Source organism: Mesorhizobium hawassense, assembly GCF_003289945.1.
Classification (GTDB): domain Bacteria; phylum Pseudomonadota; class Alphaproteobacteria; order Rhizobiales; family Rhizobiaceae; genus Mesorhizobium; species Mesorhizobium hawassense.
In genome coordinates, this window is the sequence record NZ_QMBP01000017.1 from 1 (window position 1) to 19,237 (window position 19,237).

Genomic DNA, 19,237 nt, shown 5'->3' on the forward strand with positions numbered 1-19,237 from the left:
GAAGAGCGTGTCGTTGCCCGCGACAATACCGTCGCCTTCGCGCGGCTCAGATTGCAACTGCCGCAAAGCCCGATCCGACACCACTTCGTCAAAGCCACCGTCAAGGTCAGGCAATACACTGACGGAACACTCGCAATCTTCCACGGACCGCGCCGCATTGCCACATACACCTCAGATGGCGCACCAATCCTGGACGGATGCTCAATCGGCAGAGCTGCGTGAACCGCTTCGACGCAAAACTGAAGCGGACAAATGACGTGCTACCAAACCGGACAACTTGATTAGCTACCGACAGGGGCATGCGATAGTGCTTTACCGAGGCCGGCGGGCGAGCGTCCAGGTCAGGCCAAGCGGCCTGACCAGCGTGGCGGCGAAACGATCGCCGCCGTCGCTCTCCGGCCACTCAAGCCGCCAGGGCGGTTTCGGCCAGCTTCACCCAGTAGCTCATGCCGTGCGGGATGATCTCGTCGTTGAAGTCGTAGGCCGGGTGGTGCAGGCCCGCGGTGTCGCCGTTGCCGATGAAGATGAAGGCGCCGGGGCGGGCTTCCAGCATGTAGGAGAAATCCTCGCCGCCCATCACCGGCTGGATGGCGCGGTGGACGTGGTTGTCGCCGGCGACGTTGGCGGCGATATCGCCGGCAAACGCGGTTTCCTCGGCATGGTTGAAGGTGACGGGGTAGTTGGCGTCGTAATCGACCTCGATGGTGGCGCCAAAGGCGGTCGCGATGCCGGCGCAGATGGCGCGGATGCGCTCTTCCGATTTCTTGGCCACTTCCTTCTTCAGCGTGCGCACGGTGCCGGCGATCTCGGCGCTTTCGGGGATGACGTTGTAGGCGTCGCCGGCATGGAACTTCGTCACCGACACCACCACGGCCTCGACCGGATCGGTGGTGCGCGAGGCGATGGTCTGCAGGGCGCCGACCAACTGGCTGGTGATGACGATCGGGTCGATCGTGCCGTGCGGCATCGCGGCATGGCCGCCGCGGCCCTTGACGGTGATGGTGAACTCGGCGGTCGCGGCCATGATCGGGCCGGGCTTGATGGCGAACTGGCCGACCGGGAGGCCCGGCATGTTGTGCATGCCGAAGACTTTTTCGATGCCGAAGCGCTCCATCATGCCGTCCTTGACCATTTCGTTGCCGCCGCCGCCGCCTTCCTCGGCCGGCTGGAAGATCACAGCCACGCTGCCGGCGAAATTGCGCGTCTCGGCGAGATATTTGGCTGCACCCAGCAGCATCGCGGTATGGCCGTCGTGGCCGCAGGCATGCATCTTGCCGCGCACGGTCGAGGCCCACGGCTTGCCGGTGATCTCGTCGATCGGCAGCGCGTCCATGTCGGCGCGCAGCCCGATGGTGGCGCCATCGCCCTTGCGGCCACGGATGATGCCGACGACGCCGGTCTTGCCCAGCCCGGTCACAACCTCGTCGCAACCGAAGGCCTTCAGCTTCTCGGTGACGAAGCCGGCGGTCTGGAAAACGTCGAAATTCAGCTCCGGCGTCTGGTGCAGATGTCGTCGCCAGCCTGCAACTTCTTCCTGCATTTCGGCAGCGCGGTTCAGAATCGGCATGATCGGTCCATCTCTTGTTTCATTGACGGCAGTCGGTTCGGAACCGCTGCTCAGCAATCGTCATTGTCATGTGAATGCCTGACACTTTGCCATTTTGGCGTCACATAGGGTAAATAGCACCGCAAGAATGCGATCCGGGTCGAGGGGTCGGACCGCATTTATGCTGGCGATGGGTAACCAAATCTTACGGACCCAGCAGCGATTACGGCAAGAGGCGATTTCGGATTTGATCATGCGGCAGAGGCATTTCCTCAACCTATTGCTGGCAGGCGCGCTGGCGCTTCCGGTGTTTGCCGGCGCGGCGCGGGCCAATCCGGTCGTCCTTTTCGACCTGAAGAGCGGCTCCATTCTGGAGCATCAGGATGCGTTCAAGCGCTGGTATCCGGCCTCGCTCAGCAAACTGATGACGGCCTATGTCACCTTCCGAGCCATCCAGGCCGGCGAGGTGGCGCTCGATTCGCCGATCAAGGTAACGAAACATTCGGCCGGCGAGCCGCCGAGCAAGATGGGCTTCAAGCCCGGTTCGGTGATGCGGCTCGACAACGCGCTGAAGATGATGCTGGTCAAGTCGGCCAACGACATCGCCATGGCCGTCGGCGAGAATATCGGCGGGTCGCAGGCAGCCTTCGCCGACCGCATGAACGCCGAGGCGGCCCGGCTCGGCATGGTCGGAACGCATTTCGTCAACCCGAACGGGCTTTATTCGCCGGAACAGTACACCACCGCGCGCGACCTCGCCGTGCTGGTGATGGCGCTGCGCAACGATTTTCCGCAATACGCGCCCTGGTTCTCGATCGAGGGCCTTGCCGTCGGCAAGAAGGCGATCCCGAACTACAATCTGCTGATCGGCCGCTATCCCGGCGCCGACGGCATGAAGACCGGCTTCGTCTGCCCTTCCGGATTCAACATGATCGGCTCGGCGACGCGCAACGGCCGCACGCTGGTAGCCGTCGTGCTTGGCGAGAAGTCGGCTGTCAGCCGCGCCGAAGCGGCGGCAAAGCTGCTCGACCAGGGTTTTGACACGCCGGCGGCGGGTTCGACCACGCTGGCCGCTCTCAAGCCTTATGGCGACACGCTGTCGCCCAACGACATGCATGACGAGATCTGCAAGAAGAAGCCGAAAGACGAGCAATCCGAGGCTGCCCCCGAGGTCGCCGCCAAGGATAAGCCGAAGTCGCCCTATCAGGTGAAGCTCGACCATCCGACGCTGATCGCGGTCGGCCTCGGCGGCGCCACGGGACCCGCGCCGAAGGCTTTCGTCGACCAGGCCGACCAGAACTATGCCGACGTGCCGTTGCCGAACTGGCGGCCCGACATTCCGGCGCCGAAGGGCGCAGAGCCGCTGGCGACCGGAACGGCCAACGCCGCCGCGCAGGGCGACCAGCCCGTCAAGGCGGCGAACTGATCTCTGCCATGAGCAGCGGCTTTCCCATTCCCGTCTCGGTGCTCACAGGCTTTCTCGGCGCCGGCAAGACGACGCTGCTCAACCGGCTGCTCAAGGATCCGGGGCTTGCCGATACGGCGGTGATCATCAACGAGTTCGGCGAGGTGGCGATCGACCATCTGCTGGTCGAGCGGGCGTCCGACGGCATCATCCAGCTTTCCGACGGCTGCCTGTGCTGCACGGTGCGCGGCGACCTGGTCGACACACTGGCCGACCTCGTCGACCGGTTGCAGACCGGCCGTATCGCCAAACTGGCCCGCATCGTCGTCGAGACGACGGGTCTGGCCGATCCGGCGCCGGTGCTGCAGTCTATCATGGCGCATCCGGCGCTGGTGCAGGCCTTCCGGCTCGACGGCGTCATCACGCTGGTCGATGCCGTCAATGGCGCGGCAACGCTCGACAGCCATGTCGAGGCTCTCAAGCAGGCGGCGGTGGCCGATCGCATCGTGCTGACCAAGACCGACCTTGCCGAGGCGGCCGAGGTCGAGGCGCTGCTGGCGAGACTCAAGCAGATCAATCCGGGCGCCGTGGTGCTCGACGTCAACGACGCGGGCACGGGCGTCGCGGCGCTGTTTGATTGCGGGCTTTATGATCCTCGGACCAAGTCCGCCGATGTGCGCCGCTGGCTCGGCGAAGAGGCGGCGCATGGTCAGGATCATCACCATGATCACGATCATTACCATGATCATGACCACCACCATGGCGACCCTGATCATGACCACCATCATCATGAGCATCGCCACGACGCGCGCGTGCGCTCGCACTCGCTCGTCCATGATGGCCCTGTGCCGTTCTCGGCGATCGAGATGTTCCTCGATCTTCTGCGCTCGACACATGGCGAGAAGCTGTTGCGGATGAAGGGTGTCATCGAGCTGATGGAGGACCCGTCGCGGCCGCTGGTCATCCACGGCGTGCAAAAAATCCTGCACCCACCGGCACGGTTGCCGGCCTGGCCGGACGGCCAGCGCGGCACCAGGCTGGTGCTGATCACGCTCGACATGCCGGACGACTATATCCAACGGCTCTTCGCCGCCTTCACCAACAGGCCGTCGATCGACACGCCGGACCGCGCGGCGCTGGAAGCCAATCCGCTGGCCATCGCCGGGCTTTGAGGATCAGGCCGCGCTGCCGCGCTCGACCAGGAAGCGATGACCGCCGGTGACCGCTGCCGTCTCGATGAGCTGGTGGCCGGCATCGACGCAGAAGGCGGGAATGTCGATCACCGCCAGCGGATCTGTGGTCTCGAGCCATAGCCTGGCGCCCGGCCGCATCGCGGCCAGCCGCTTGCGGGCTTTCAGCACCGGCAGCGGACAGTTCAGTCCCTTGAGATCGTAGATGGCGGCAGACTTGGCCAAGCTGAATAATTCTCAGCCGCCGAACATGCCGAGCAGCTTCTTCTTCAGCTTCGAGACGGTGCCTTGATCGGCATCGGCCGCCTGCTGGGTTTCCTGAGCCGGCTGGGCGGGCTCGACGCCTGCCGTGACCACCTGCTGCTGGGCAGCCTGCTTGGCGGCTTCCTTCTCGGCCAGCGCCTGCGCCTTTGCCTGTTCCTTGGCGGCCTTGGCCGCCTCGATCGCGGCCAGGCGCTGCTCTTCGGCCTTGCGCTTGGCTTCCTTCGCGGCGTCGAGCGCGGCCATCTTGCGGCCGGCGGGGGAATCGATGCGGCCCATGCGGGTCGTCTCGGTCACCGAACCGTCCGAATTCATCGACGGCGGGTCGATCGGCACGCGCTCGCCGCGGGCGCGGCGCTTCGACCAGTCGGAAACGATGCTGGCTTCCTTGATGCCGGCAATCGTCGGCTTCGGCGCCACGCTGCTCGAATTGACGGCCGAATTGAAGGCCGCGTCATAGCTCTTCTCGTAATTGGCAAAGGCGGTCTTCAACGAATCCGGCTGCGTCGTCGCGGGGCAGGGGCCGGTCGGGTCGAAGGTCGTGCCTTCAGGCGCGACCTGGTTGAAGACGTAGCGTTTTTCGCAAACGTCGACCTTCGGCGGCACCTTGGTGATCTCGAAATTGTCGTAGCCGACCTTCAGCATCTTCCAGAACTCGTAGTTCGGGTCGTTGCGGTAGCGCGCCATGTTGGCGGCGGTCATGCGGAACGGAAAAGCCTGGATCTGGAATTCGGTCTGGCCGCCCTGGAAGGCGTCGCGGCCGAAGGCGTAGATCTGCTCGATCTGTGCGTCGGTCATCGAATAGCAGCCCGACGACGAGCAGGCGCCGTGCACCATCAGGTTCTGGCCGGTGCGGCCATTGGCGCGGTCATAGGCGTTGGGGAAGCCGATGTTGAAGGACAGATGGTAGTTCGAGCGCGGGTTCATCTGCGACGGCCGCACCGTGTAGAAGCCTTCCGGCGCCTGGCGGTCGCCCTCGGTGTATTTGGGACCGAGCTTGCCCGACCATTTGCAGATTTCGTAGCTGGCGACCATTTCGTAGCGGCCGTTGGTCTTGGCCTTCCAGATCTCCAGCTTGCCTTCTTCCTTGAAGATGCGCGCCATCACCGAAGAGGTGCGCACCATGCCCTTGGCCTGCATGTCGGCGAGGATCTTGTCCGGCAGCGGCTTGTTGGCCTCCGGCGCGAAATCCTTCATCGACGAATCGTTGCAGCCGGCGACGCCGATGGCGGCGATCAGGACTCCGGTGCGGGCAAACTTGGCAAACATCGATACAGCTATGTCTTTGTCTTTCGAGCCAACGGCTCCGGCGCGGGCGAGCCCACATACTGAACACCGATGGACCGTAAGCCCGTTAACCTTGAAAATTCCTTACCGCAAGCCTTGGCCAACCCCTCGCGGCAAATTTCCCAACCCCTGTAGCCAACGCTCATTGAGCCGAATGCGGCGGCATTTTTGTGGCGGAATTGCTCTTCGTCGCCACAGTTTACCGTGAAGGGCCCGATTAAAGGCTGCGGCCCATCGCCAGGTACTTCTCGCGGCGCTGCTCGCGGAAGTCGGTGTTGGCGCCGGCAAAGTCCTTCATCGTCCTGGCGATGAGGTCGCCCGTCGAGGCGATCACCGTTTCCGGGGCGCGCTGGGCACCGCCCATCGGCTCCGGAATGATGGCGTCGACAATCTTCATCTCGAGAAGATCCTGCGCGGTGATCTTCATGTTGGTCGCCGCGTCCTTCGAGCGGGTGGTGTCGCGCCACAGGATCGAGGCCGCGCCCTCCGGCGAGATCACCGAATAGATGGCGTGTTCCAGCATGTAGACGCGGTTGGCCGTGGCGATCGCGATGGCGCCGCCGGAGCCGCCTTCGCCGATGACCACCGAGATCGACGGCACCTTCAGCGCCAGGCAGGCGGAGGTCGAACGCGCAATCGCTTCGGCCTGGCCGCGCTCCTCGGCGCCGACGCCGGGATAGGCGCCGGCAGTGTCGACCAGCGTCAGAAGCGGGATCTTGAAACGGTCGGCCAGTTCCATCAGGCGCACCGCCTTGCGGTAACCCTCGGGCCGCACCGAGCCGAAATTGTGCTTGATGCGGCTTGCCGTGTCCGAGCCCTTCTCCTGGCCGATCACCGCCACCGGCTCGCCGCGGAAGCGGGCAAAGCCGCCGACGATCGCCTGGTCGTCGCCGAAATTGCGGTCGCCGGCCAAGGGGGTGAAATCGGTGAACAGCGCCTTGATGTAGTCGACGCAGTGCGGGCGGTCGGGATGACGCGCGACCTGCACCTTCTGCCAGGGGGTGAGCGCCTTGTAGAGGTCACGCAACGCGTCGCGCGAGCGCTTTTCCAGCCTGCTGATCTCTTCGGCGACATCGACCGCCTCGCCGTTCTCGGCAAGCTTCTTCAGCTCGAGGATCTTCAGCTCCAGATCCTGCACCGGCTTTTCGAAGTCGAGGTAGTTGTACATGCTTGAGCGGACCGATCCGTCGGAAGGCAAATGGCTGGCGGAACCGCTGAAATGCGGGCTCCGGGCGGTGGAACGTCGCCCTCACATAGCGATATGAGGCCTAGTCGGCAAGCGGATGATGATCGTTGACCAGCCGTACCAGCCGCTCCTCCAGCACATGGGTGTAGATCTGCGTGGTCGAGATGTCGGCATGGCCAAGGAGTTGCTGCACGGCTCTGAGATCGGCGCCGTTCTGCAGGAGATGGCTGGCAAAAGCATGACGAAGCACATGCGGCGAGATTTTCGCCGACGCGATCCCGGACCGCGCGGCCAACCCCTTGAGATCGCGGGCGAAAACCTGCCGGGACAGATGGCCACTGTCGGACGAGGCCGGAAACAGGAAAGGGCTCTCGGCAAAGGCCGGGCGCTCAGCCCTCGCGGCAAGCCAGGCGCGCATGGCTTCGCGCGCCTTGGCCGACAGCGGCACCATGCGTTCCTTGCCGCCCTTGCCGCGCACCATGAAGAAGCGGTCGTCGCGCAGCGCCACCGTGACGGGCAGGGCAACCAGCTCCGACACGCGCAGGCCTGTTGCGTAGAGCACCTCGACCAATGCGTGCAGGCGCAACGCCGCCAGCCTGTCGCCGTCCGGTCCGGTATCGCCGGCTTCGTGGGCCGCGCGGTCGAGCAAGCGGCCGGTCTCGGCCTCGCTCATCGTTTTCGGCAGCGGCCGGCCCTTCCGCGGGCTGTCCAGCGTGCCGGTCGGATCGTCGCCGCGCAGGCCTTCCCCATAGAGGAATTTGAAGAACTGGCGGATCGCCGACAGTTTGCGCGCCTGCGAGGTCGGCGCGAAACCCCTGGCCGCGATATCGTCGAGATAGGCGCGGATGTCGGCCGACGCCGCGCCCGCCAGTCCGCCGCCAATGGCCTCTGAAGCGTCTTCCAGGTCGCGGCGGTAGGACGAAAGCGTGTTTTCGGCCGCGCCCCGCTCGGCGCTCATCATCTCGAGGAAGGCTTCGATACGGGCGGCGCTTTTCATCGGGCCGGGTCAGTGCTTCGTTGATTTTTCTTGGATCAGTTCTTCTTCGGGTTGAGCTTTTCGGCCGGAATGCGAATGCTCATTTCCGCCTTTTTCGGTTCCACGAACATCGCCAGCGCGAACATCGCGCCATAGGCGATGGCTGCAAGAACCGCCAGCGTCACGACAAACCGAAACAAGGTCGGCATTCAAATTTTTGCCCGTCTTCTTGTTGTGCGTTTCCAAAGCCCTGTGCCCTTATGGGACGCCAGGCCGGCCAATTCAAGGACGAAGGATTCCGGTCGGCAGAGGTTTTGCCGGAAAGGCTTCCTGGACGTTTGCCCGCCCGCGCTTGACGCAAACAGGCTTTTGATGTCGATACGGCGCAAAGAGGCCCCGATGAACGCACCCGCAAATCCGACGGACGAAGGCCATGCCGCGCTGATCGAAGCGCTCGGCAGCCGTTCGATCGTCTTCGTCGGGCTGATGGGCGCGGGCAAGACGGCGATCGGGCGCAAGGTGGCGACCGTGCTTTCGCTGCCCTTCATGGATAGCGACCAGGAGATCGAAAGCGTCTCGCGCATGACGGTGCCGGAGCTGTTCGAGCGCTACGGCGAGCCGGAATTCCGCGCGCTCGAGCAGCGGGTGATCCTGCGCCTGCTGGAAAACGGCCCGCAAGTGCTGTCGACCGGCGGCGGTGCCTTCATGAACGCGCAGACGCGCGAGGCGATCGCGTCCCACGGCGTTTCGGTCTGGCTGAAGGCCGATCTCGACCTGTTGATGGAGCGGGTTTCGAAGAAGCAGAATCGGCCGCTGTTGAAAAACCCCGATCCGCGCGCCGTGCTGGAGCGGCTGATGGCTGAGCGCTACCCCGTCTATGCCACCGCCGACCTGACCGTGCCGACGCGTGACGACCGCAAGGAGATCATCGCTGGCGAAGTCGTCGCCGCGCTCTGCGGCCATCTCGGCGTCGATGCGGTCGCGACAGGCGCTGCAAGCGCCACAACTGACGAGGTGCAGTCGTGAGCCACACCGAACCGGCGAAGGTCGAGGTTGGGCTCGGCGAGCGCGCCTACGACATCCTGATCGGCTCCGGCTTGCTCGGGCGCTCCGGCGAGGAGATCGCGCGCCGCCTGCCCGGCACCCGCGCGGCCATCGTCACCGACCAGAACGTCGCCGCCGCCCATCTCGACACGCTGCGGGCCGGGTTGGAGAAAGGCGGCATCCAGTCCGCCGTCATCACGCTGCCCGCCGGCGAAAAGACCAAGAGCTTCGCTCATCTCGAAGAGGTGGTCGACGGCGTGCTCGAGGCAAAGCTCGAACGCCGCGACGTGGTGATCGCGCTCGGCGGCGGCGTCGTCGGCGACCTTGCCGGCTTTGCGTCCGGCATCGTGCGGCGCGGCATGAATTTCGTGCAGATACCGACCTCGCTGCTGGCGCAGGTCGATTCATCCGTCGGCGGCAAGACCGGCATCAACAGCGCCCGCGGCAAGAACCTCGTCGGTGTCTTCCACCAACCGAAACTGGTGCTTGCCGATACCCGAGTGCTCGACACGCTGCCGATCCGCGAGTTTCGCGCCGGTTATGCCGAACTTGCCAAATACGGACTGATCGACCGCCCGGCCTTCTTCGCCTGGCTCGAGCAGAACTGGCGGGACGTCTTCGCCGGCGGTCCGGCTCGGGTCGAAGCGATCGCCGAGGCTTGCCGCGCCAAGGCGGATGTCGTTGCCCGCGACGAGTTCGAGACCGGCGACCGCGCCCTGCTCAATCTCGGGCACACCTTCGGCCATGCTCTCGAAGCAGCGACTCAATATGACGGCGTACGCCTCGTCCATGGCGAGGGTGTCGCCATCGGCATGGCGCTGGCGCATCGTTTTTCGGCGCGACTCAACCTGGCGAGCCCCGATGATGCCGATCGCGTCGAAGCGCATCTTCGCGCCGTCGGCCTGCCCTGGCGGATGGCCGATATTCCAGGCGAGCTGCCGGACGCCGAGGCGCTGCTCGGCTTCATCACCCAAGACAAGAAGGTGTCGCGTGGCGCACTCACCTTCATCCTGACGCGCGGCATCGGCCAGGCTTTCATCGCCAAGGACGTGCCGCCCTCGGAAGTGCTCACCTTCCTTAAGATGAGCCGTTCGGGAAGGCCCGAAGTGAGCCATCCTAGATGACCGACGCCGGCTGGATCGTCGCCGCCGTCCTTGCCGCCATCGTGCTCCTGGCGCTTCTGTTCCGCGCCCGGTTGCTTGCCGCTTTCGGTTACGCGCTGCGGCCGCTCGAGCCGCCGCAGCGGTCCGAGCGCAATGGCAAGGAAGAAGAGAAAGACGAACCCCGCCGCGACGGCGCGACGGCAGGCGAGGAGCGCAATCGGCTCGAGGGTCTCTTCGACCTCGAAGAACTCGAGGTCTCGGACATCATGGTCCACCGCACCAACATGCGCTCGGTCAACGCCGACAATGCGCCGGAAGCGGTGGTGCGCGAGATCCTCACGAGTCCGCATACCCGCATGCCGCTGTGGAAAGGCTCGCTCGACAACATCGTCGGCGTGCTGCACGCGAAAGATCTGCTGAGAGCCCTCAACGAGGTGGGTAATGATTTTTCGCAGATCGACGTCATGAAGATCGCGGCTAAGCCTTGGTTCGTGCCGGACACCACGACCTTGCAGGAACAGCTCAACGCCTTCCTGCGCCGCAAGGCGCATTTCGCCATCGTCGTCGACGAGTATGGCGAGGTCGAAGGGCTGGTGACGCTGGAAGACATCATCGAGGAGATCGTCGGCGAGATCGCCGACGAGCACGATGTCGACATGCAAGGCGTGAAGAAGGAGGCCGACGGTTCGGTCGTCGTCGAAGGCACGGTGCCGATCCGCGATTTGAACCGCGCGCTCGACTGGGACCTGCCCGACGAGGAGGCGACGACGATCGCCGGCCTCGTCATCCACGAGACGCAGTCGATCCCCGAGGAGAAGCAGGCTTTCACGTTCCACGGCAAGCGCTTCGTGGTGATGAAGCGCGACAAGAACCGCATCGCACGGTTGAGGATCAGGCCTGCCGGAGATGGCTAGAGCGTTTCACCGTTTCACGGAAACTGCGAACCGCTCTATCTCTCTGTTTGACGCAATTCCGGACGGAAAACCGCTACGCATTTTTCCTGGAATTGCTCTAAGATCGGCCACCTCAAAGTTCTTTTGTCGAGCGCTCGCTGAGCATTGCGCCGGTCTCGGCATCGACCGCCGCCAGGCTGACGTCGTAGCCCCAGAGGCGCCTGATGTGGCGCAGAGTCGCATCGCGGCTTTCGCCGTCGAGCAGGATGCCATTCTTGACATTGTGCCGCAGCCGCAGGTGCCGATCGCCCAGCAGGTCGACGTCCACAACCTCGATGTCGGGCCTTTTCGCGCCAATCTCATAGCTGTGAGCCAGCGCGGACCGTATCTTGCGATAACCACGCTCATTGTGGATCGAGGCGACCTGGTAATGCGGCTCGTCGGCACCGTCGGCCAGCACGAAGAGCCGCCATTTTCGGATCAGCGCCGGGCTCAGATACTGGTGGATGAAGGATTCGTCGCGATGGTTGGCCCAGGCATCGAGCAAGGTGTCGCGCCAGTCGCCGCGCCCGGCAATGTCCGGGAACCAGTCGCGGTCCTCGGCGGTCGGCGCGGTCGAGATGCGCTGGATATCCTGCATCATGTCGAGGCCGAGCGCATAGGGATTGATGCCGGAGAAACGCCGGTCGTCAAAGGCTGGCTGAAAGACGACGTTGGAGTGGTTGCGCAGGATCTCCAACATGGCGCCTTCGCTGATGCGGCCACGATCGAAGAGGAGGTTCATGATCGTATAGTGCACGAAGGTTGCGCAGCCTTCGTTCATCACCTGGGTCTGCCGCTGAGGGTAGAAATATTGCGCGACGACACGCACGATCCTGACGATCTCGCGCTGCCAGGGCTCCAGCACCAGGCTGTTCTTCTCGAGGAAATAGAGCAGGTTCTCCTCGGGCAGCTTCAGCGACTTCTTGCGCTCCGCCAGCACCTCGTCCCTCGCCTCAGGTTTGTTCTTTCCCGATGAAGACGGCAGGGTGCGCCAGAGATCGTTGAAGGAACGCTCCTCGTATTCGAGCCGCTCGCGCAGTCCTTCGCGCTGCCGCTCCGAGGACAGTTTCGGGGGGCGATGGTAGCGGAACACGCCCTGCTCCATCAGCGCGTGGGCGGCATCGAGGATCGACTCCACCGCGGCCAGCCCATGCCGCTCCTCGCACCGGGCGATGTAGCTCTTGGCGAAATCCAGGTAGCTCAGGATGCCGCCGGCATCCGTCCATTGCCGGAAGAGATGATTGTTCTTGAAGAAGTGATTGTGGCCAAGCGCTGCATGGGCAGTTACCAGCGCCTGCAGCGCCATGGTGTTCTCTTCCATGAGATAGACGATGCAGGGATTGGAGTTGATGACGATCTCGTAGGCCAGCCCGCGCGCGCCCTTGCGGTAGAGAAGCTCGTCATAGATGAAATGCTTGCCGAACGACCAGTGGCGATACATCAGCGGCATGCCGACCGACGAATAAGCGTCGAGCATCTGTTCGGAGGAAATGACCTCCATCTGCACGGGATAGATGTCGAGGCGGAGCTCTTCGACGCCGATCGTCTCGATCTCGTCATAGACCCGCGACAGTTTCGCGAAATCCCAGTCCGATCCGGAAAACAGCAGTGCGGATTTGCGCGCCTGACTGGCCATCGGCGATGTCCTCAAGCGCTCTTGCGCAGATCGGGTTGCCTGGCGAAGAGTTCGCGGAACACCGGGTAGATATCGGCTGGAGCCGCGATGCGCCGCATCTGAAAGCTCGGCCATTTCTGATCGACGGCGTTGTAAGCGCGCCAGAGCGACGTTCCGTTCTCGGTCGAGCCGAAAATGTGGCTCTCCCGTTCGTCGATGATCTCGACATAGGCGAAATACTGGCAAAGGCGCATCAGCCTGCGGTCGAGAAGCTCAATGCAGCGCTCGGAGTCGGTGGCGAAATTGTCGCCGTCGGAAGCCTGGGCGGCATAAATGTTCCATTCAGAGGCCGGGTAGCGCTCTTCGATGATGCGGTGCATCTCTTCGAGCGCCGTGGAAACGACGGTGCCGCCGCTTTGCGTGTGGTAGAAAAACGTGTGCTCGTCCACCTCCTTGGCCTCGTGAGTGTGCCGGATGAAGACGATCTCGGTGCGCTCGTAGCGCCGCGTCAGGAACAGATGCAGCAGCACGAAGAAGCGCTTGGCCAGATCCTTCTCGCGCTCGCCCATCGATCCGGACACGTCCATCAGACAGAACATGACGGCGCTGGCATTCGGCCGCGGCTGAGGGTCGAAGCGATTGAATCGGATGTCGACCGGATCGACATAGGCGATCCGGCGGCGCCTACGCTCCAGCCGGTCGAGCTCCTCGCGCAAGGCGACGATGCGTTCATGCGTCCTGGCGTTTGGCGGCTTTGCTTCCAGTTCGGCGATCTGCCGGGCGAGGGCTTCCACCTCCGCCCGTTTCGGACGCCTCAGCGCGATGCGTCGCCCGTGGCTGTTTCGCATCGTGCGCCCGACATTGATGTTGGTCGGCGCGCCGCTGGCCGCGAATCCCGCCCGCTTCGGCTTGAAGCTGAGCATCTGCTTCAGACTGAGCTTGACCAGATCGGGCAGTTCGAGGTCTTCGAAGAATAGATCCAGCACCTCCTCGCGCGACAGCACGAAGCGGAAATCGTCTTCGGATTCCGTGGTTCCCGGAGCCGAGGCGCCCGCGCCTCCTCCGCCGCTCGGCTTGGGGACCAGATCACCGGAATTGAACGTCTTGTTGCCCGGCAGGATGTGCTGGCGCCGGCCGCTATCCTTGGCGTCGCTGAAGGTCGGCTCGCTGGTGCCTTTGCGCGGGATCGGCACGGCATGCTCGCGATCCAGATCGGCGATGCCGCCGGCGCGCACGCGGTCGCGGATGCTGCGCTTGAGTTCTTCGCGCGCGCGCTTCAGGAAGCGTTGGCGATTGCCAAGGCTCTTGTCTTTCGGATTCAGGCGGCGGTCGATGAAGATCGGCATGAAACCGTCCAGGCTTTTCCAGGCTTCGCTCAGCCCGCCTTGTTCACACGCATATACCAGTCGACCAGCCGGCGCACCTGCCGTTCGGTGTAGCCGCGCTCCACCATGCGCTGCACGAATTCATTATGCCGCTTCTCGGTGACGCTGTCCTGCTTGGAGCCGAAGCTGATCACCGGCAGCAAATCCTCGACCTGTCCGAACATGCGCTTCTCGATCACCTCGCGCAGCTTTTCATAGCTCGTCCAGGACGGGTTGCGGCCGTGATTGCGAGCCCGGGCGCGCAAAGTGAATTTGACGACTTCGTTGCGGAAGTCCTTGGGGTTGGCAATCCCGGCCGGTTTCTCGACCTGTGACAGTTCCTTGTCCAAGACCTCGCGGTTGAGGATCTGGCCGGTGTCCGGATCCTTGTAGTCCTGATCCTCGATCCAGGCATCGGCGTAAGCGATGTAGCGGTCGAAGAGATTCTGACCGTACTCGCTATAGGATTCCAGATAGGCCTTCTGGATCTCGTGGCCGATGAACTCCGCGTAGCGCGCCGCGAGTTCCGACTTGATGAATTCGAGGTAGGCGGCTTCCGTTTCCTTCGGGAACTGCTCGCGTTTGATCGCCTCCTCGAGGATGTACATCAGATGCACCGGATCGGCGGCCACCTCCTTGGTGTCGTAGTTGAAGGTCTGCGACAGGATCTTGAAGGCGAAACGCGTGCTGACACCGGTCATGCCTTCGTCGACGCCGGCTGCGTCGCGATATTCCTGGACCGACTTCGCCTTGGGGTCGACCTCCTTGAGGTTCTCGCCGTCATAGGCGCGCATCTTGGTGTAGAGAGGCGAATTGTCGTGTTCGGCAAGGCGGGTCGAGACGGTGAAGCGGCTCAGGATATCGAGCACCTCCGGCGCGCAGGGACTGTTCGCCAGCTCGCTCTCGCGCAGCAGCTTCTCGTAGATGTGCCTTTCCTCGGTGATGCGCAGGCAATAGGGAACCTTGACCACGAGGATGCGGTCGAGGAAGGCCTCATTGTTCTTGTTGTTCTTAAACTGCTGCCATTCCGATTCGTTGGAATGGGCGACGACGATGCCCTGATAGGGGAAGGCGCCGAAATTCTCGGTGCCGTTGTAACTACCTTCCTGGGTTGCCGTCAGCAGCGGATGCAGGACCTTGATGGGGGCCTTGAACATCTCGACGAATTCGAGCAGCCCTTGCGTCGTCCGGTTCAAGCCGCCGCTGTAGGAATAGGCGTCCGGGTCGGACTGGCTGAAGTTCTCCAACTGCCTGATGTCGACCTTGCCGACCAGGGCGGAAACGTCCTGGTTGTTCTCGTCGCCGGGCTCGGTCTTGGCGATGGCGATCTGGCGCAGCCGTGACGGCGACAGCTTGACCACGCTGAATTTGGAAATGTCGCCGGACAATTCGTCGAGGCGCTTGGCCGCCCAGGGTGAAATCAGGCCGCTCAGCCGGCGGCGGGCTATTCCGTATTTGTCTTCCAGCAGATCGCCCATGCGATCGGGGTTGAAAAGGCCAAGCGGGGATTCGAAGACAGGGCTGATCTGGTTGCCGACCTTGAGCGTGTAGATCGGCCGCTGCTCCATCAGCTTCTTCAGCCGCTCCGCGAGCGAGGATTTGCCGCCGCCGACCGGGCCCAGCAGATAGAGGATCTGCTTGCGTTCCTCGAGCCCCTGCGAGGCATAGCGGAAATATCCGGCGATGCGCTCGACCGTATCCTCCATTCCGTAGAAGTCGGAGAAGGAGGGATAGGTCTTGATGGTGCGGTTGGAAAATATGCGGCCCAGCCGCTCGTCCTTGCTGGTGTCGACCAGGTTGGGCTCGCCTATCGCCTCGACCATCCGCTCGGGGGCCGAGGCATACATGGATTTGTCCTCACGGCAGGCTAGCAGATATTGCTGAAGGCTTATCTCTTCCTGGGCCGCGTTCGCATATATCTCCGAAAACAGGTCGAAGACGTCTGATTGGTTCTCGCGCATGATGCCTTGCCTCGGAGCCGACAGGCTGCCAATCGGCTCATCGCTCCTTCAACTGCCGGCAAGCCTTATTTGTTCCCGGCAAACGCAAATGACCGGCTGCGATCACTCAGCTTTCAGGGGACCACTCCGCGTGGCCGTAAAGAAGCGCCGCGTCGCGCATCCCGTTGTGAACCAGTGTCGCCCACCCGAATCAACAGCCAAGATCAGTGTGCGCGCGGTCGACCTGTTTGCCAACTGATAACTGGACGTGCCCGCTACTGCGATGCACTGTTGCGGCAAGATCAGGAGAAGGCGATGATAGACCGGCGAAATCTCATACTCGCGTCGCTGGCAACGATGCTGCCGGTCGGCGCAGCGGCCGCCTTGCGGCCGCGCCAGCCAGAACCGCGGACGCTGGACTACGGGCCGGCCAAGATCGACATCTATGCGTCGACCGGCGCGAACAATCTGCCGGTGGTGTTGTTCGTCCATGGCGGCGCCTGGCGATTCGGCAAACGCAGCCAGGTCGGCGCCAAGCCGGACTTCCTTTTGGCCAACGGTTTCGTGTTCGTCTCGATCGACTACCGCATGCTGCCGGAAGCCGATGTCGCCACCCAGGCCGGCGATGTCGAAAAGGCCTACGCTTATGTGCGTACCAATATCGCCCGGCACGGCGGCGATCCGAACCGCATTGTCGGCATGGGCCATTCGGCCGGCTGCCATCTGGTCGCGCTGACCGGCATGCGCGGCGGGCTGCCTGGCGTCGCCGCGTTGATCCTTGACGACACCAGGGCCTATGATCTTGCGGCATTATCCCGCAATGGGGGCATGGTGCGCGCCTATGCGCGCGTCTTCTCCGACCCGACGCAATGGCCGGCGCTGTCGCCGTCGAGCTATGTCGACGGCAGAAAGCATCCGCCGACCTTCATCGCCTATTCGCGCGCCTCGGGTCGTGGCGAAGAGTCGAAAGCGTTCGCCGAGCGCCTGCGCGCCAGCGGCACCAAAGTCACGCTGTTCGACGGCAGCGCCTACACGCATATGTCGATCAATGGCGATTTCGGCAAGGAAGGCGATGCGCTCACCGCTGCGGCAATGGCCTTCCTCAAGGCGAATGTCGCCTGATTACCAGCGCGTCTTCTCGCCCGGTGCGGCCGGCTCGATCGCAAGCGCGTGCACGCCGGCTTTCAATTCGTCGGCAAGCAATTCGTTGACGGCGCGGTGGCGGTCGATGCGGCTCATGCCGGCGAAATCCGGCGAGACGATGCGGACGCGGAAATGCGTCTCGCCAGTGCCGTCGAACGTCGCATGGTGGCCTGACTCGACGTGGTGATGTCCGGCGTGGAGATGGCTTTCGTTGATGACGGCAAGCCGTTCCGGCGAAAATGCCGCTTTTAGCTTATCTTCCATCGTTGCCTGTATGGACATCCTAGCTTCCCTTCACCACATGACGGCATGGCCGCTTCTTATATGCGGCACAGCCGCAAAACACTGACGGCATAGCCGCAGTCGTATGTTTTCAGTCGCTTTTAAGCCGCGATTCAGCGGTTAGGGCGATCATCGGCGAAATGTCAATTCTTGTTTCGCACGTGCGAACAGCCCATAAATGGGTGAGATGAAAGCGTATCCCAAATATTTCGAGAAAATTCGAATCCGGCCGGAGAAGGATGCGGAACTGAAGTCGCGTGCGCCGGTCTGCCAGTGGGATGGCTGCAACGAGGCCGGCACGCATCGCGCGCCGGTCGGACGACTGAAGGAAGGCGAATATTTCCGCTTCTGCTTCGAGCATGTGCGCGAATACAACAAGGGCTTCAACTACTTCTCCGGCGTGTCCGACAGCGAGATCGCGCGCTTCCAGAAGGAGGCGCTGACCGGCCACAGGCCGACATGGCGCATGGGCGCCAATGGCGGCGGGACGCGCTCGGCGCCGGATTTCGCGCAGCAGCGTTCGGGGCGCGCCGGCTATTACAACCGCATGCGCGACCCCTTCAATCTGTTCAGCGGCGGAGCGCGGGAACCGCGCGAACGCAAGGCAAAGCCGCTTGAGGCCAAGGCGCTGGAAACGCTTGGCCTTGATACAAAGGCGACTGGTCAGGACATCAAGGCGCGTTATAAGGAACTCGTAAAGCGCCACCATCCGGATGCGAATGGCGGCGACAGAGGTTCGGAAGACCGGTTCCGCGATGTGCTGCAGGCCTATCGCGTGCTCAAGCAGGCAGGTTTGTGCTGAGCGGCCCTACGGTCCATGTCGTTTTCCAACTTTCATAAGGTTGGAAAAGGCTCTAAGACCGCCCCCGGACAAAATCGATTGCCGGCGAAACGCGGCGTTTCGCCCGTGGAGACGTTGATAGTGATGAACAAGGTCGATCGCGACATCGCCAACCTGCCCGACACGACGGTGTCGGTGAAGGACAAATTCGGCTTCGATTCCAAGATGGTCGTTCCCGCCTATTCGGTCGCGACCGAGCATGTGCCGGACATCGATCCCGACTACCTGTTCGACAAGGCGACGACGCTCGCGATCCTGGCCGGCTTCGCCTACAACCGCCGCGTCATGGTGTCGGGCTATCACGGCACCGGCAAGTCGACGCATATCGAGCAGGTCGCGGCGCGGCTCAACTGGCCCTGCGTGCGCGTCAACCTCGACAGCCATGTCAGCCGTATCGATCTCGTCGGCAAGGACGCCATCGTCGTCAAGGAAGGCCTGCAGATCACCGAATTCCGCGACGGCATCCTGCCCTGGGCCTACCAGCACAATGTCGCGCTGTGCTTCGACGAATACGACGCCGGCCGCCCGGACGTGATGTTCGTCATCCAGCGCGTGCTGGAATCGTCTGGACGCCTGACGCTGCTCGACCAGAGCCGCGTCATCCGCCCGCATCCGGCCTTCCGGCTGTTCGCCACCGCTAACACGGTCGGGCTTGGCGACACCACCGGCCTCTATCACGGCACGCAGCAGATCAACCAGGCGCAGATGGACCGCTGGTCGATCGTCACCACGCTGAACTACCTGCCGCACGACAATGAAGTGAACATCGTGCTGGCCAAGGCCAAGCACTACCGCGACTCGAAGGGCAAGGACATCGTCAACAAGATGGTGCGCGTCGCCGACATGACGCGCTCGGCCTTCATCAATGGCGACCTTTCGACGGTCATGAGCCCGCGCACCGTCATCACCTGGGCCGAGAACGCCGAGATCTTCGGCGATGTCGGAATGGCGTTCCGGCTGACCTTCCTCAACAAATGCGACGAGCTGGAGCGTTCGGTGGTGGCCGAATTCTACCAGCGCGCCTTCGGCGAGGATTTGCCGGAGAGCGCCGCCAACGTGGTGCTGGGGTAGCGCGCAGCCGAAAGGCCTCCAGCCTTTCAGCGTCAATCGCGCAGGGAA

18 protein-coding genes are annotated in these 19,237 nt (G+C 63.2%); 8 read left to right on the forward strand and 10 right to left on the reverse strand.

The genetic code is table 11. The features are described from left to right. Positions 1 to 403 precede the first annotated feature (403 nt). Entirely contained in the window at positions 404 to 1,567 is a 1,164-nt protein-coding gene (locus DPM33_RS27425; protein WP_112100535.1) for a M20 aminoacylase family protein, read from the reverse strand. A gap of 232 nt (positions 1,568 to 1,799) precedes the next feature. Here DPM33_RS27425 and DPM33_RS27430 point away from each other — a divergent pair, with 232 nt between their 5' ends. Both DPM33_RS27430 and DPM33_RS27435 read left to right on the forward strand, forming a co-directional pair. After that, a complete protein-coding gene (locus DPM33_RS27430) occupies positions 1,800 to 2,972 on the forward strand; it encodes a D-alanyl-D-alanine carboxypeptidase family protein (protein ID WP_112100657.1) in 1,173 nt (390 codons plus the stop codon). An 8-nt stretch (positions 2,973 to 2,980) separates the two neighbouring features. Continuing rightward, positions 2,981 to 4,123, forward strand: a complete 1,143-nt coding sequence (locus DPM33_RS27435) for a CobW family GTP-binding protein (protein ID WP_112100536.1) — start codon at positions 2,981 to 2,983, stop codon at positions 4,121 to 4,123. Between the two features lie 3 nt (positions 4,124 to 4,126). Here the strand turns inward: DPM33_RS27435 and DPM33_RS27440 are convergent, their stop codons facing one another. The 5 genes from DPM33_RS27440 to DPM33_RS27460 all read right to left on the reverse strand — a co-directional run bounded on the left by DPM33_RS27440 (position 4,127) and on the right by DPM33_RS27460 (position 8,060). After that, positions 4,127 to 4,366 (reverse strand): sulfurtransferase TusA family protein, encoded by a 240-nt coding sequence (locus DPM33_RS27440; RefSeq protein ID WP_112100537.1) that lies wholly within the window; start codon positions 4,364 to 4,366, stop codon positions 4,127 to 4,129. 12 nt (positions 4,367 to 4,378) lie between these two features. Further along, positions 4,379 to 5,671, reverse strand: a complete 1,293-nt coding sequence (locus DPM33_RS27445; RefSeq protein WP_112100538.1) for a L,D-transpeptidase family protein — start codon at positions 5,669 to 5,671, stop codon at positions 4,379 to 4,381. Positions 5,672 to 5,906: 235 nt separating this feature from the next. After that, positions 5,907 to 6,857 carry an acetyl-CoA carboxylase carboxyltransferase subunit alpha gene (locus tag DPM33_RS27450; RefSeq protein WP_112100539.1) on the reverse strand — a complete coding sequence of 317 codons (951 nt, stop codon included), beginning with the start codon at positions 6,855 to 6,857 and terminating at the stop codon, positions 5,907 to 5,909. Between the two features lie 100 nt (positions 6,858 to 6,957). Further along, complete coding sequence (locus tag DPM33_RS27455) at positions 6,958 to 7,872, reverse strand: site-specific tyrosine recombinase XerD (protein WP_112100540.1); 915 nt, start codon at positions 7,870 to 7,872, stop codon at positions 6,958 to 6,960. A 35-nt stretch (positions 7,873 to 7,907) separates the two neighbouring features. Next, positions 7,908 to 8,060, reverse strand: a complete 153-nt coding sequence (locus tag DPM33_RS27460; protein WP_112100541.1) for a histidine kinase — start codon at positions 8,058 to 8,060, stop codon at positions 7,908 to 7,910. Between the two features lie 190 nt (positions 8,061 to 8,250). Between DPM33_RS27460 and DPM33_RS27465 the strand changes: the two genes are divergently transcribed. The 3 genes from DPM33_RS27465 to DPM33_RS27475 are packed head-to-tail and all read left to right on the forward strand — an operon-like array spanning position 8,251 to position 10,912. Next, positions 8,251 to 8,877 carry a shikimate kinase gene (locus tag DPM33_RS27465; RefSeq protein WP_112100542.1) on the forward strand — a complete coding sequence of 209 codons (627 nt, stop codon included), beginning with the start codon at positions 8,251 to 8,253 and terminating at the stop codon, positions 8,875 to 8,877. Further along, a complete protein-coding gene (gene aroB, locus DPM33_RS27470) occupies positions 8,874 to 10,019 on the forward strand; it encodes a 3-dehydroquinate synthase (protein ID WP_112100543.1) in 1,146 nt (381 codons plus the stop codon). The genes DPM33_RS27465 and aroB overlap by 4 nt, the downstream gene beginning before the upstream one ends. Continuing rightward, the gene (locus DPM33_RS27475; RefSeq protein WP_112100544.1) at positions 10,016 to 10,912 is read left to right on the forward strand and encodes an HlyC/CorC family transporter; all 897 of its coding nucleotides are present in this window, start codon (positions 10,016 to 10,018) and stop codon (positions 10,910 to 10,912) included. Before aroB ends, DPM33_RS27475 begins: the two co-directional genes overlap by 4 nt. A 112-nt stretch (positions 10,913 to 11,024) precedes the next feature. Here the strand turns inward: DPM33_RS27475 and DPM33_RS27480 are convergent, their stop codons facing one another. The 3 genes from DPM33_RS27480 to DPM33_RS27490 are packed head-to-tail and all read right to left on the reverse strand — an operon-like array spanning position 11,025 to position 15,873. Beyond that, the gene (locus tag DPM33_RS27480) at positions 11,025 to 12,569 is read right to left on the reverse strand and encodes a SpoVR family protein (RefSeq protein WP_112100545.1); all 1,545 of its coding nucleotides are present in this window, start codon (positions 12,567 to 12,569) and stop codon (positions 11,025 to 11,027) included. A gap of 11 nt (positions 12,570 to 12,580) precedes the next feature. Next, entirely contained in the window at positions 12,581 to 13,894 is a 1,314-nt protein-coding gene (locus DPM33_RS27485) for a YeaH/YhbH family protein (protein ID WP_112100546.1), read from the reverse strand. 29 nt (positions 13,895 to 13,923) lie between these two features. Then, positions 13,924 to 15,873, reverse strand: a complete 1,950-nt coding sequence (locus DPM33_RS27490) for a PrkA family serine protein kinase (protein WP_112100547.1) — start codon at positions 15,871 to 15,873, stop codon at positions 13,924 to 13,926. Positions 15,874 to 16,167: 294 nt separating this feature from the next. Here DPM33_RS27490 and DPM33_RS27495 point away from each other — a divergent pair, with 294 nt between their 5' ends. After that, positions 16,168 to 16,974 (forward strand): alpha/beta hydrolase, encoded by an 807-nt coding sequence (locus DPM33_RS27495; protein WP_112100548.1) that lies wholly within the window; start codon positions 16,168 to 16,170, stop codon positions 16,972 to 16,974. Here DPM33_RS27495 and DPM33_RS27500 read toward each other — a convergent pair whose 3' ends face one another. Next, on the reverse strand, positions 16,975 to 17,277 hold the full coding sequence (locus tag DPM33_RS27500) for a BolA family protein (RefSeq protein WP_112100549.1): 303 nt from the start codon (positions 17,275 to 17,277) through the stop codon (positions 16,975 to 16,977). A 178-nt stretch (positions 17,278 to 17,455) separates the two neighbouring features. Here DPM33_RS27500 and DPM33_RS27505 point away from each other — a divergent pair, with 178 nt between their 5' ends. Together DPM33_RS27505 and cobS are read left to right on the forward strand one after the other, a co-directional pair. Then, on the forward strand, positions 17,456 to 18,079 hold the full coding sequence (locus DPM33_RS27505) for a J domain-containing protein (protein WP_112100550.1): 624 nt from the start codon (positions 17,456 to 17,458) through the stop codon (positions 18,077 to 18,079). Positions 18,080 to 18,202: 123 nt separating this feature from the next. Next, the gene (cobS, locus tag DPM33_RS27510) at positions 18,203 to 19,189 is read left to right on the forward strand and encodes a cobaltochelatase subunit CobS (protein ID WP_112100658.1); all 987 of its coding nucleotides are present in this window, start codon (positions 18,203 to 18,205) and stop codon (positions 19,187 to 19,189) included. The last annotated feature ends 48 nt before the right edge of the window (positions 19,190 to 19,237 follow it).